Here is a 12781-nt window from a genome sequence, read left to right as displayed (position 1 = left end):
CTGGTGGGCGTGCTGGTAGAAAACGACGCCCCCCTCGCCCCGCTCACCACGCTCCGGCTCGGCGGCCCGGCCCGCCGGCTGGTGACCGCCCACACCGACGACGAGGTGATCGCGGCCGTCCGTGAGGCCGACGCGGCCGGTGAGCCGCTGCTGGTGGTCGGCGGCGGCTCCAACCTGGTGATCGGCGACGGCGGCTTCCCCGGCACGGTGCTGCGGATCGCCACCACCGGCTTCGCGCTGGACGGCAGCGTGCTGGAGCTGGCGGCCGGCGAGGTGTGGTCGGAGGCGGTCGCCCGCACGGTGCGCGAGCACGGCCTGGCCGGGATCGAGTTCCTGGCCGGCATCCCCGGCTCGGCCGGGGCGACCCCGGTGCAGAACGTCGGCGCGTACGGCCAGGAGGTGGCCCAGACGGTCACCGAGGTGGTCGCGTACGACCGCGCCGACGACCGGGTGGTCACCCTGACGAACGCCGAGTGCGCGTTCTCCTACCGCCACAGCCGCTTCAAGGCCGAGCCGGACCGCTACGTGGTGCTCCGGGTGCGCTTCGCGCTCCAGGACGCCGACGGCCTCTCCACCCCGGTCAAGTACGCCGAGGTGGCCCGGCACTTCGGCGTCGAGCAGGGCGCGCGGGTGCCGCTGGCCGAGGCGTACGAAGCGGTGCTGGGGCTGCGCTCCGGCAAGGGCATGGTGCTGGACCCGGCGGACCACGACACCTGGTCGGCCGGCTCCTTCTTCACCAACCCGGTGCTCACGGCGGCGCAGTACGAGTCCTTCCGCACCCGCCCGGGCGCCGAGGACGCCCCCGCCTACCCGGCCCCGGAGGGCTGCACCAAGACCTCGGCGGCCTGGCTGATCGACCGGGCGGGCTTCGGCAAGGGCTACGGCGACGGCCCGGCGACGCTCTCCACCAAGCACACCCTGGCGCTCACCAACCGCGGTGCGGCCACCGCCGAGGACCTGCTGGCCCTGGCCCGGGAGATCCGGGACGGGGTCCGCGAGGCCTTCGGGGTGGAGCTGGTGAACGAGCCGGTGATGGTGGGCGTCAAGCTCTAGGCCCTGTCCGGCCTAACCGGCCGCGGGGACCGGTACGGGGGCGTCCACCAGCCAGCCGTCGATGTCCGCCAGCAGCTCCTTGCGGACGGCCTCCGGCGCGCACGAGCCGCGCACCGACTGCCGTGCCAGCTCGGCCAGTTCGGCGTCGCTGAAGCCCAGGACGTCCCGGGTCAGGTCGTACTGGGCGGCCAGTCGGCTGCCGAACAGCAGCGGGTCGTCCGCGCCGAGCGCCAGCGGCACCCCGGCGTCGAACAGCCTGCGCAGCGGCACCTCCTCGGGGTGCTCGTAGACGCCGAGCGAGACGTTGGAGGACGGGCAGACCTCGCAGGTGATCTGACGGTCCGCCAGCCTGGCCATCAGTCGCGGGTCCTCGGCGGCCCGCACGCCGTGGCCGATCCGGCCGGCGCCCAGGTCGTCCAGGCAGTCCCGGACGGACTCCGGCCCGGCCAACTCGCCGCCGTGCGGGGCGGCCAGCAGCCCGCCCTTCCGGGCGATCTCGAAGGCCCGGTCGAAGTCCCGTGCCAGGCCCCGGCGTTCGTCGTTGGAGAGGCCGAAGCCGACCACGCCGCGGTCGGTGTAGCGGACCGCGAGCCGGGCCAGCGTCCGGGCATCCATCGGGGACTTCATCCGGTTCGCCGCGACCAGCACCCGGATGCCCACCCCGGTGGCCGCGGCGGCCTGCTCGACCGCGTCCAGGATCAGTTCCAGCGCGGGGATCAGCCCGCCCAGCCGGGGGGCGTAGGAGGTCGGGTCGACCTGGATCTCCAGCCAGCGGGAGCCGTCCCGCCGCTCGTCCTCGGCGGTCTCCAGCACCAGCCGGCGGATGTCCGACTCGTCCCGGAGCACCGAGCGGGCGGTGTCGTACAGCCGCTGGAATCGGAACCAGCCGCGCTCGTCGGTGGCCCGCAGTTTGGGCGGCTCGCCGGAGCTGAGCGCCTCCGGCAGCCGGACGCCGTGCTTGTCGGCCAGCTCCAGCAGGGTGGCGGGCCGCATCGAGCCGGTGAAGTGCAGGTGCAGGTGGGCCTTCGGGAGGCCCCTGACGTCTCGCGGGTTCAACAGGCGTTCCATTCACCGATACTGCCGTATCCGGCCCCCAAACGGGAACCGCCCTCTTTCCGTCCCCCGAAGGGGTGAAAGAGGGCGGTGCCGCAACGGGCCCGAACCGTCAGTCGCGGGCCTCGCCGAGCAGCTTCTGCACCCGGCCGACGCCCTCGACCAGGTCGGCGTCACCGAGCGCGTAGGAGAGCCGCAGGTAGCCGGGGGTGCCGAAGGCCTCGCCCGGGACGACCGCGACCTCGGCCTCGTCCAGGATCAGGGTGGCCAGCTCGGCGGAGGTCTGCGGGCGCTTGCCGCGGATCTCCTTGCCCAGCAGGCCCTTGACCGACGGGTACGCGTAGAACGCGCCCTCGGGCTCGGGGCACAGGACGCCCTCGATCTCGTTGAGCATCCGCACGATGGTCCTGCGGCGGCGGTCGAAGGCCTCGCGCATCGCGGCCACCGCGTCCAGGTCGCCCGCGACGGCGGCCAGCGCGGCGCGCTGGGCGACGTTGGAGACGTTGGAGGTGGCGTGCGACTGGAGGTTGGTCGCGGCCTTGATGACGTCCTTGGGGCCGATCACCCAGCCCACCCGCCAGCCGGTCATCGCGTAGGTCTTGGCGACGCCGTTGACCACGATGCACTTCTCGGCCAGCTCGGGCAGCAGGGCGGGCAGCGAGGTGAAGGTCGCGTCGCCGTAGACCAGGTGCTCGTAGATCTCGTCGGTGAGCACCCACAGGCCGTGCTCCAGCGCCCAGCGGCCGATCGCCTCGGCCTCGGCCTCGGTGTACACCGCGCCGGTCGGGTTGGACGGCGAGACGAACAGCACCACCTTGGTGTTCTCGGTGCGGGCGGCCTCCAGCTGCTCGACCGAGACCTTGTAGCCGGTGGTCTCGTCGGCGACGACCTCCACCGGGACGCCGCCGGCCAGCTGGACCGACTCCGGGTAGGTGGTCCAGTACGGTGCCGGGATGATGACCTCGTCGCCCGGGTCCAGGATCGCGGCGAAGGCCTCGTAGATCGCCTGCTTGCCGCCGTTGGTGACCAGCACCTGGGAGGCGTCCACCTCGTAGCCGGAGTCGCGCAGCGTCTTGGCGGCGATCGCGGCCTTCAGCTCCGGCAGGCCACCCGCCGGGGTGTAGCGGTGGTTCTTCGGGTCGCGGCAGGCCTCGACGGCCGCCTCGACGATGTAGTCCGGCGTCGGGAAGTCGGGCTCGCCGGCACCGAAGCCGATCACCGGGCGACCGGCGGCCTTGAGGGCCTTGGCCTTGGCGTCCACGGCGAGGGTCGCGGACTCGGCGATCGCGCCGATCCGGGCGGAGACCCGGCGGTCGGCGGGGCGGATGGACTGGTCGGGCTGCGGGGTGGAAGCGCTCATGCCTGCATCGTCCCAGAACCGGGACGGACCGGGCATCGCGGTTTCAACATCCGTACGGCTCCGGCCACATCGCGGCCCCGTCGATCCGGCGGTGGCCGCCGCCCCCGGCCGGACATCTGCCGGGCGGCCGGTCGTCCCGGAAGAAGAGGTTCGACCAAACACCCCTCGACCACGTACACTCGCTGCTCGACGGCCCGCCGAAAAAGACCGGAGCTTTCACCGCCTGTGCAGACAGCGGGGGGAGATGCGGTAGGTTGGTCGCCACACAGGAGTCGCAAGGCTCCGTAGGGCAATAGCTCAATTGGTAGAGCACCGGTCTCCAAAACCGGCGGTTGGGGGTTCGAGTCCCTCTTGCCCTGCTGCTTGAACCGTTTTCAGCCCGTTCGCTCGACAGAGCGAGCGGGCTTGATGCGGAGAGGGCACCGATCAGCACCGCTTAAGCCGACCGCTCGTGCCTGAAACGGGTACGCAGGTGATGTTCGGCCGGACCCGGATTCAGGTGAGGACGAGTGACGGAGACCACGGGCTCCACCGCAACGCCTGAGAGCGGCAACCCCGAGGGGACCGACGGCGCTGCCGAGACCGCTGCTGTCGAGGGCGACAAGAAGTCCGGCAAGCAGAAGAAGTCCGGCAAGCGGGCCAAGAAGGGCCTGTTCTCGCGGATGGGCCTGTTCTACCGCCAGATCATCGCCGAGCTGCGCAAGGTCGTCTGGCCCACCAAGGGCGAGCTCACCAGCTACACCGCCGTCGTGGTCACCTTCGTCGTGGTCATGATGGGCATCGTCTCCGGCCTGGACTACGGCTTCTCGAAGCTGAGCCTCTTCGTCTTCGGCTGATCGAACCCCACCCCGAGAACCACCCCCGACCCGGGCCGAAATCATCGGCCCGGGTCGAGCTGTCGGCGGCGGACGTACGCGCGCGTACCGTGGACTCGGTACTGTTGAAGTCTCCGAGACCTCTCCTGGCGCCCGCGCGAGCGGCCGCGCGCCGGGCCGGTTCCGGAGCGCGCCACCTTCACCATCTCCAGGAAAGAAGCAGCCACCGTGTCTGAGTCCCCCCTGTACGACGCCGACGAGACCGTCCGCGAGGCGGATGTCGCCGCCGAGCTGGACGCGGCCGAGCTGGCTGACGACGTCGAGTCCGCCGAGCAGATCGTGGACGCCGCGGACAGCGACGAGGACGAGGTCGAGGCGTACGACGAGGTCGAGGCCGGTGAGCCCGCCGAGGAGGCCGCGCTGTCGGTGGAGGACACCGAGGAGCTCGCCGCCGAGGAGTCGGTCGAGGAGGCCGAGGACGCCGAGGAGACCGTCGAGGACGAGGTCGAGGTCGACCCGGTCGCCAAGTTCCGCGAGGACCTGCGCTTCGCGGCGGGCGAGTGGTACGTGATCCACACCTACGCCGGCTACGAGAACCGGGTGAAGCAGAACCTGGAGCAGCGCGCCGTCTCGCTGAACGTCGAGGAGTACATCTTCCAGGCCGAGGTGCCGCAGGAGGAGGTCGTCCAGATCAAGAACGGCGACCGCAAGACCATCCGCCAGAACAAGCTCCCCGGCTACGTCCTGGTGCGCATGGACCTCACCCCGGAGTCCTGGGGCGTCGTGCGCAACACCCCCGGTGTCACCGGCTTCGTCGGCAACGCCTACGACCCGTACCCGCTGACCCTGGACGAGGTCGTCAAGATGCTCGCCCCCGACGTCGAGCGCCAGGCGGCCAAGGAGGCCGGCAAGCCCTCGCCGATCAAGCCGAGCGAGATCCAGGTGCTGGACTTCGAGGTCGGCGACTCGGTCACCGTCACCGACGGCCCGTTCGCGACCCTCCAGGCGACCATCAACGAGATCAACCCCGACTCGAAGAAGGTCAAGGGCCTGGTCGAGATCTTCGGCCGGGAGACCCCGGTCGAGCTCTCCTTCGACCAGATCCAGAAGAACTAGTCATACGGTCTTCGGATTCGGGGCGGGGCCGAGGGCCTCGCCCCGAATCCGTTTTGGTCCAGCGGCGCGGACGCGTTAGCCTGGTTCGATGTGTGTGCTGGCGACCGGGTGTCGCCCCGGTCTCGCACGCACCAGCAATCACCTCTCGGAAGGACCCGGAGAGACATGCCTCCCAAGAAGAAGAAGGTCACGGGGCTTATCAAGCTCCAGATCAACGCCGGTGCGGCCAACCCCGCGCCGCCGGTCGGCCCCGCGCTGGGTCAGCACGGCGTCAACATCATGGAGTTCTGCAAGGCCTACAACGCTGCGACCGAGTCGCAGCGCGGCATGATCGTGCCGGTGGAGATCACGGTCTACGACGACCGTTCCTTCACCTTCATCACGAAGACGCCGCCGGCCGCGCGCCTCATCCTGAAGGCCGCCGGTATCGACAAGGGCTCCAGCGAGCCGCACAAGACCAAGGTCGCCAAGCTCACCAGCGCCCAGGTCCGTGAGATCGCCACGACCAAGATGCCCGACCTGAACGCCAACGACCTGGACGCGGCGGAGAAGATCATCGCCGGCACCGCCCGGTCGATGGGCATCACCGTCGAGGGCTGAAAAGCCCCCTTGTCCCCTGTGGTAGGGCCCGCGCAGGCCCGAGACACCACAACTCCATTCACCATTCAGGAGCAGCCATGAAGCGCAGCAAGGCCCTGAAGGCCGCGGACGCCCAGGTCGACCGCGAGCGCCTTTACGCCCCCCTCGAGGCCGTCCGCCTCGCCAAGGCGACCAGCACCACCAAGTTCGACGGCACCGTCGAGGTCGCCATGCGTCTGGGCGTCGACCCGCGCAAGGCCGACCAGATGGTCCGCAGCACCGTGATCCTCCCGCACGGCACCGGTAAGACCGCTCGGGTCCTGGTCTTCGCGACCGGCGAGCGTGCCGAGGCCGCGCGTGCTGCGGGCGCCGACATCGTCGGTTCCGACGAGCTCATCGACGAGGTCGCCAAGGGCCGCCTCGACTTCGACGCCGTCGTCGCCACTCCGGACCTCATGGGCAAGGTCGGCCGCCTGGGCCGCGTGCTCGGTCCCCGTGGTCTGATGCCGAACCCGAAGACCGGCACCGTGACCCCGGACGTCGCGAAGGCCGTCAACGAGATCAAGGGCGGCAAGATCGAGTTCCGCGTCGACAAGCACTCGAACCTGCACTTCATCATCGGTAAGGTCTCCTTCACCGACGAGCAGCTGGTCGAGAACTACGCCGCCGCGCTGGACGAGGTGCTCCGCGCCAAGCCGTCCGCCGCCAAGGGCCGCTACATCAAGAAGACCGCGTTCTCGACCACCATGGGCCCCGGCATCCAGGTGGACTCGAACCGCACCCGCAACCTCCTCGTCGAGGAGGACCCGGCCGCGGTCTGAGCCTCAGCGCTCTAGAGCAGTCCGCACGGCGGGCCCGTACCCCCTTCACCGGGGGTGCGGGCCCGCCGTCGTCGTTCCTCCGGGGCTTTTCCCAGGGCGGATGGGAACGGCTGACCGAGTCGTCGTACGCTCTGCCGGTCAGATCATGTGGAGAACCCGTGACCGTCGGAGCGTGCCGTGCCCACCCTTCGCCCCGCCGTGCTCGCGGCGGCCCTGTTGCTGCTCGGCGCCACCACCGGATGCAGCGTGCTGGCCGTCCCGGGCACCCGCGTCCCCGGTGAGCCGGCGCCGATCCCGCCCAAGCAGGTGGTGCTCACCGCCGCCCAGGCGCTGGACGACACCGGCGGGGCCCGGATCGACCTGGTCCGGGAGGGCCCGGACGGCAGCCGGCGCACCGCGAGCGGCACGCTGGTCTGGGGTGACCGGGACGAGGCCGAGCTGACCGTCACCGACGAACTGGGCAGCGGGCGGCTGACCCTCCGGGACGGCGCGTTCGACCTGGCGTACCAGGGCGGCGCGACCAGGCACGCGGAGCGCGCCACCGCGGAGTCGCTCGACCCGGCGGCCGCCGCCGACCCGGGCGCCCCCGACCCGACTGGCTACGCGGGCGGCTGGATGACCGCGCTGGTCACCAATCCGGGCAGCCGGGCGTACGGGATGGCCCAGACCGACCGGCTGCGCTCGCTCGGCGGCGAGCAGCTGGCCGGGACCACCGTCGCGCACTACCAGGGGGCCGCCCCGGTGGCCGACTACTTCGGCGCGGACCGGGAGTTGAGCCCGGGTCAGCTCACCTCGGTGGTCGACTGGTACCGCCGGCGAGGGGTCGCGGAGATCGGCTACGACGTCTGGGTCGGGCCCGGCCAGCGGCTGTTGAGGCTGCGTGAGACGGCCCGGGGGAGTGCCGGAACCACGGTGACCACGACCGATGTCTCACCCTCCGGGTCGGGGGAGACGACGCCCGCCGCGACCGGGTGACCGGAGCGGGAAATCCGGTGCGGTCCGGTTCCGGCGATCCGTTAGAGTCCGCTGAGAAGAAGCCGATGACCGGCTCTTCCGATGAACTTACCGGGGGTACCTCCATGCGCGTTGTCCGTCTCGCCTCGACCGTCGCGACCGCCGCCGTCCTGCTGGCCGCGCTCACCGCCTGCGGCAGCGGCAAGAGCGACAACAAGGCCTCGGCCGGCGACGGCAAGGACGCCGGTGCGGCCGCCGCCGCGGCCGGAGCGCCCGCGGACCCGAAGGCCGCCCTCGCGGCCGCCGCCCTGGCGATGCAGAAGGCGGGCAACGGCAAGGTCGCCATGACCTCCCCGGACGCCTCCAACCCGGGCGGCAGCGGCACCGCCGACTGGAAGGACCCGGCCAAGGTCGCCCTGGACGTGACCGGCGACATGGAGGGCAAGAAGCTCAAGATCCGGGTGATCGGGGCGGACGCCTACATCGGCAGCGACGACGCCGCGGCCCTCCAGGGGAAGCACTGGATCCAGGTGCCCAACTCGGAGGAGATGGGCGGTGCCTTCGCGGTGATGGGCCAGATGATGAACCCGGTCACCCAGCTCACCATCGCGGCCGCCAGCGGCAAGCCGAGCAAGGTCGGCCAGGAGAGCGTGGACGGCGTCCAGACCACCCACCTGCGGGCCGTCGAGGACACCGCCACCCTGGTCGCCGGGATGACCTCGCTCACCCAGGAGCAGCGCCAGTCCGTCCAGAAGACGCTGGAGGAGGACGGCAAGACCCTCACCGTCGACTTCTGGCTGAACGACAAGCAGGAGCTCGTCAAGTACCAGGAGTACGGCGACTCCAACGGCGCCTCCAAGGCCGTCACCGTGAAGTACTCCGACCTCGGCAAGGGCGGCAAGGTCGAGGCGCCCGCCGCCGGCGACCTCGGCTCCCAGGCCGACCTGCTCAAGCTGTTCGGCTGAGCAGGCCCGGAACCGACCGCACCGACCACCGGCTACCACCCCGGGCGCGTAGCGCGCCCGGGGGTTCTCAAGGGGGGAACACCATGGCTGGAACCCGCAAGACCGCTGTCGCCGTCGTCCTCGCCGCCCTGGCGCTGACCGCGACCGCCTGCAACAACAACAACGACTCGGACGGCAAGAACGCCGCCCCGGCCGCGACGGGCACCGCCGCGGCGGCCGCGACCACCGCCGCCGCCCCGACCACCCCGCCGGCCAAGGTGAGCCCGGCGGTCTTCCTGGAGCAGGTCAGCAAGAAGACGAGCGAGGCGAAGTCGGCCAAGATCACCGAAGAGGTCACCGTCGGTGGCATCCCGATGAAGATCGACGGGGCCATCGGCTGGGCCGACGGCCTCCAGGGCGACCTGACCGTGGACATGTCCAGCCTGCCCGGTGCCGAGCAGCTGACCAGCAGCATGGGCAGTTCGGCGTTCACGTACCGGTTCGTCAAGGACGGCATGTACATGAAGCTCGGTGGCCAGCTCCTGCAGTCGACCGACGGGCGGCACTGGGTGCACATCGGCTTCGACGACATGTCCAAGATGCAGGGTGGCGCCAATAGCGCCGACCAGATGCGGAAGGCCGACCCGGTCGAGGCGGTGCAGACCCTGATCGCCTCCGGCAGCGTGACCGAGATCGGGAAGGAGACGGTGGACGGCAAGCAGGCCACCCACTACGCCGGCACGCTGAAGGTCGCCGACCTGGTGGCGGCCAACGGCAGCAAGATGACCCCGGAGCAGGTCGACCAGATGAAGCAGAAGCTGGCTACCGCGGGGATCACCACCGAGGCGATCGACGTCTGGGTGGACTCCGACCAGCTGGTGCTGAAGCAGACCGGGCAGGCGGACACCAAGGCCGGCCGGATGACCTTCGGCGTCACCTACTCCGACTACGGCACCCCGATCGCCACGACCGCGCCGGACAAGGCCGACACGATCGAGATGGCCGACCTGGCGAAGCTCGGCAAGAAGGCCGGCTCCGGCAGCTGATCCCGGCACCCGACTGGTCCGTCCCGGTGGACGGACCGGCGCCGGGGCGGCCCGACCAGGGGGCCGCCACCGGCCGGGCCGGGTCCGGATGGCAAGGTGGCCCGGTGAGAGAGGAACGGACGATGGCGGTACGGCGGCGGCTGGCGGCCCTGGCCGTGGTCGCCGTGCTCGCGAGCGGGCTGACCGGCTGCGGCGGCGGCGAGGCGCCCGCGACGCCGTCGGCCGGCGCCAGCACCAGCAGTGCCCCCGCCACCACCGCCACCCCGACCGGACCGGCCAAGCCGACCGACCGCTCGCCGCACGGGGTGCTGCTCTCCGCCCAGCTGGCCATGCAGACCGCCCGCCGGGCCAAGGTCAGCTACCGGCTGGGTGCGGACGCCGGCTCCGGTCCGCTGTTCTGGGCCCCCAAGACGGCGCTGCAGATCAAGCGTTCCACCCCGGGCGACGCCGAGCAGCTGATCGTCGTGGACACCGTCGGCTACCAGGGCGGCGACGCGGCCACCGCGGCGAAGAACGGCGGCAAGCACTGGGAGCGGTTCACCGTCCAGCCCGACCCGGACGGGCACAAGGAGGTCCCGTACGCGGGGCTGATCGATCTGCTCAACCCGGTCGAGGCGTTGGCCGCGGCCAACGCCGACGGGATGGAGCCGAGCTTCGTCGGCGAGGAGAAGTACGAGGACTCGACCGTCGAGCACTACCGGGTGACCACCACCGCGGAGAAGTACGCGGCCGCCCAGTCCCAGCTGACCCAGGCCCGCCGGGACGGCCTGCGGGCCGCGCTGGCCCCCGGCGGTTCGGTCTCGCTCACCCTGGACCTCTGGCTGAACGACAAGGACCAGCTGGTCCGGCTCCAGCGCACCGGCACCGGGGACAGCGGCCGGGCCGACGACTCGGTGGTCTACTCCGACCCGGCCGGCGCGCTGCTCTCGGCCCAGGCCCCGGCCGAGACCGACACCGTGGACACCGGCGTCCGGACGGTCTCCCCACTGGCCCGCTGAGCCCCACCGCGCCCTGCCGGGTTCACCCGTCCGAGGGCGATTTGCGTCGTCCGGACGAGTCCGGTTACTGTTGCCGAAGCCAAAGACCGCTGGTTGTCGCCGCGCCCCCGTCAGGGAGCCGGTGGCCGAAGGATCTGCGATTCGTCGCAGGCAGCCCGCGCAGGTGTGTCTGGAGCTTCGATTTCCGGGTGCCGCGTCCGCGCGACTGCCCGTAGAGGTCGTTTCGAGCCCCGTGCGCCTGCGCATCGGGGCTCATTGCATTTTGCAGGGGCTTTCCTTCCGTTCCGGTCGGTTCGAGGTGTGAATGGTCGACTTCGCGGTCGGCCGGACTTCGACATCACGGAAGGAGGCGTAAGCCTATGGCCAGGCCCGACAAGGCTGCCGCCGTCGCCGAGATCACGGACAAGTTCCGTGGCTCCTCCGCGGCGCTGCTGACCGAGTACCGCGGTCTCTCGGTGAAGCAGGTCAAGACCCTGCGTCGCTCGCTCGGCGACAACGCCGAGTACGCCGTGGTGAAGAACACGCTGACCAAGATCGCGGCCAACGAGGCCGGGATCTCCGAGCTGGACGACCTGTTCAACGGTCCGACGGCTGTTGCCTTCGTCACCGGTGACCCGGTGGAGTCGGCGAAGGCTCTGCGTGACTTCGCCAAGGAGAACCCCGCTCTCATCATCAAGGGCGGTGTCCTTGACGGTAAGGCGCTGTCCGCCGATGAGATCAAGAAGCTCGCGGACCTCGAGTCCCGCGAGGTGCTGCTCGCCAAGCTGGCGGGTGCCCTGAAGGCCAAGCAGTCCCAGGCTGCCGCGCTCTTCCAGGCCCTGCCGTCGAAGCTCGTCCGCACTGTGGACGCGCTGCGCGACAAGGTCGAGCAGGGCGGTGCCGGTACGCCGGCTCCCGCCGCCGAGGACGCGGCCGCCGAGTAATTCGGCAGGCTCACGCCTCGCTGCGGGCCCGTACGCCCGCCATCCCGTACATCCGGCACCACCTGCCGATTTAGTGGAAGGACGCCAATCATGGCGAAGCTGTCCCAGGACGAGCTGCTCGCGCAGTTCGAGGAGCTCACCCTCATCGAGCTCGCTGCCTTCGTGAAGGCCTTCGAGGAGAAGTTCGACGTCACCGCTGCCGCCCCGGTCGCCGTTGCCGCCGTTGGTGGCGCCGCCGGTGGCGCCGCTGAGGCCGTCGAGGAGCAGGACGAGTTCGACGTCATCCTCGACGGTGCCGGCGACAAGAAGATCCAGGTCATCAAGGAGGTGCGCACCCTGACCTCCCTCGGCCTGAAGGAGGCCAAGGACCTCGTTGACACCGCTGGTGCCAAGGTCCTGGAGAAGGTTGCCAAGGACGTTGCCGAGAAGGCCAAGGCCGCCCTCGAGGGTGCCGGCGCCAAGGTCACCGTCAAGTGACTTCTCGCCCCCTCTGAGGGGGCCTGAGGCCGGGCCGATCACCCTTGCGGGTGATCGGCCCGGCCTTTTGCGTTCCCGGGGCCCGGCCGGGGCGGCGGGGGAACCACCGGTGTGGCCGATCGCCCACTCGGCACTGTCGGCGGCGAGGAGTATGGTGATCACCGTCATCGAGAGTGGCCCCGACCACGGCTTCTGTAACGCCGGAGGGGTCTGGGCCGATAGACGGGTCGAGGTCCGCGCCGCCGGCGGGCCCTTGACGAACCCGGCGAGGCGCGCGATTCTCAAGGCGCGAGTCCGCCCGGGTTGGTGTGCGGCTGGATGCATAACCAGCGGCTCCGGCGGGAAATGACTCCACGTGAGTTAGAGCAGTACCCGGTGGGCGTCCGCGTCCGCCGGCTACCGGGAGGAGTCTCCGATTCGGTTTCCGAATCAGAGCTGGACAGCAGTGTCGCCTTTGGCTACACTGTCCCTTTGCGCTGCCTGTTAGCTTCTCCGTGACTCGTCGCCCGGAGTTTGCGTTGCCCTGATGGGGTCTGGCACCGCCTCCGCAAAGCGGCTCTGACCTGGGGTTTCGACCCCGGCGGAGGCCAGTGGCGAGGGAGGCGGAACCCAGGCCCAAGCAGGCCCGGCTGGTACGCGCGT

At 70.7% G+C, this 12781-nt stretch carries 13 protein-coding genes and 1 tRNA gene; 12 read left to right on the top strand and 2 right to left on the bottom strand.

Features of this window, described 5'->3' with window-relative positions:
• Nucleotides 1-9: 9 nt before the first annotated feature.
• A complete protein-coding gene (locus tag ABTZ03_RS04595) occupies nt 10-1053 on the top strand; it encodes a UDP-N-acetylmuramate dehydrogenase (protein WP_350511361.1) in 1044 nt (347 codons plus the stop codon).
• A gap of 12 nt (nt 1054-1065) precedes the next feature.
• Here the strand turns inward: ABTZ03_RS04595 and ABTZ03_RS04590 are convergent, their stop codons facing one another.
• Together ABTZ03_RS04590 and ABTZ03_RS04585 are read right to left on the bottom strand one after the other, a co-directional pair.
• The gene (locus ABTZ03_RS04590; RefSeq protein WP_350511360.1) at nt 1066-2121 is read right to left on the bottom strand and encodes an adenosine deaminase; all 1056 of its coding nucleotides are present in this window, start codon (nt 2119-2121) and stop codon (nt 1066-1068) included.
• Nucleotides 2122-2218: 97 nt separating this feature from the next.
• Nucleotides 2219-3466, bottom strand: coding sequence for a pyridoxal phosphate-dependent aminotransferase (locus tag ABTZ03_RS04585; protein ID WP_350511359.1), 1248 nt, complete (start codon nt 3464-3466; stop codon nt 2219-2221).
• Nucleotides 3467-3752: 286 nt separating this feature from the next.
• Here ABTZ03_RS04585 and ABTZ03_RS04580 point away from each other — a divergent pair.
• The 11 genes from ABTZ03_RS04580 (at nt 3753) to rplL (ending at nt 12139) form a co-directional block, all read left to right on the top strand.
• Nucleotides 3753-3825: transfer RNA gene (locus ABTZ03_RS04580), tRNA-Trp, on the top strand.
• Nucleotides 3826-3975: 150 nt separating this feature from the next.
• Nucleotides 3976-4302, top strand: a complete 327-nt coding sequence (secE, locus tag ABTZ03_RS04575) for a preprotein translocase subunit SecE (RefSeq protein WP_350511358.1) — start codon at nt 3976-3978, stop codon at nt 4300-4302.
• Between the two features lie 207 nt (nt 4303-4509).
• Nucleotides 4510-5397, top strand: a complete 888-nt coding sequence (nusG, locus tag ABTZ03_RS04570; protein ID WP_350511357.1) for a transcription termination/antitermination protein NusG — start codon at nt 4510-4512, stop codon at nt 5395-5397.
• A gap of 165 nt (nt 5398-5562) precedes the next feature.
• Nucleotides 5563-5997, top strand: a complete 435-nt coding sequence (gene rplK, locus ABTZ03_RS04565; RefSeq protein ID WP_350511356.1) for a 50S ribosomal protein L11 — start codon at nt 5563-5565, stop codon at nt 5995-5997.
• A gap of 77 nt (nt 5998-6074) precedes the next feature.
• A complete protein-coding gene (rplA, locus tag ABTZ03_RS04560; protein ID WP_350511355.1) occupies nt 6075-6797 on the top strand; it encodes a 50S ribosomal protein L1 in 723 nt (240 codons plus the stop codon).
• 177 nt (nt 6798-6974) lie between these two features.
• Nucleotides 6975-7772, top strand: coding sequence for a hypothetical protein (locus tag ABTZ03_RS04555; RefSeq protein WP_350511354.1), 798 nt, complete (start codon nt 6975-6977; stop codon nt 7770-7772).
• Between the two features lie 104 nt (nt 7773-7876).
• Nucleotides 7877-8716: an SCO4651 family lipoprotein gene (locus tag ABTZ03_RS04550; protein ID WP_350511353.1), complete on the top strand. Its 840-nt coding sequence runs from the start codon at nt 7877-7879 to the stop codon at nt 8714-8716.
• An 83-nt stretch (nt 8717-8799) separates the two neighbouring features.
• Nucleotides 8800-9741, top strand: coding sequence for an SCO4651 family lipoprotein (locus ABTZ03_RS04545; protein ID WP_350511352.1), 942 nt, complete (start codon nt 8800-8802; stop codon nt 9739-9741).
• Nucleotides 9742-9845: 104 nt separating this feature from the next.
• Nucleotides 9846-10739, top strand: coding sequence for an SCO4651 family lipoprotein (locus ABTZ03_RS04540; protein ID WP_350511351.1), 894 nt, complete (start codon nt 9846-9848; stop codon nt 10737-10739).
• Between the two features lie 359 nt (nt 10740-11098).
• Nucleotides 11099-11662: a 50S ribosomal protein L10 gene (gene rplJ, locus ABTZ03_RS04535; RefSeq protein ID WP_350503606.1), complete on the top strand. Its 564-nt coding sequence runs from the start codon at nt 11099-11101 to the stop codon at nt 11660-11662.
• A 90-nt stretch (nt 11663-11752) separates the two neighbouring features.
• Nucleotides 11753-12139, top strand: coding sequence for a 50S ribosomal protein L7/L12 (rplL, locus tag ABTZ03_RS04530; protein WP_350511350.1), 387 nt, complete (start codon nt 11753-11755; stop codon nt 12137-12139).
• Nucleotides 12140-12781 lie beyond the last annotated feature (642 nt).

The sequence above is a fragment of the Kitasatospora sp. NPDC096077 genome (genome assembly GCF_040303245.1).
GTDB lineage: Bacteria > Actinomycetota > Actinomycetes > Streptomycetales > Streptomycetaceae > Kitasatospora.
This window is presented reverse-complemented; position numbering and strand designations above follow the sequence as displayed.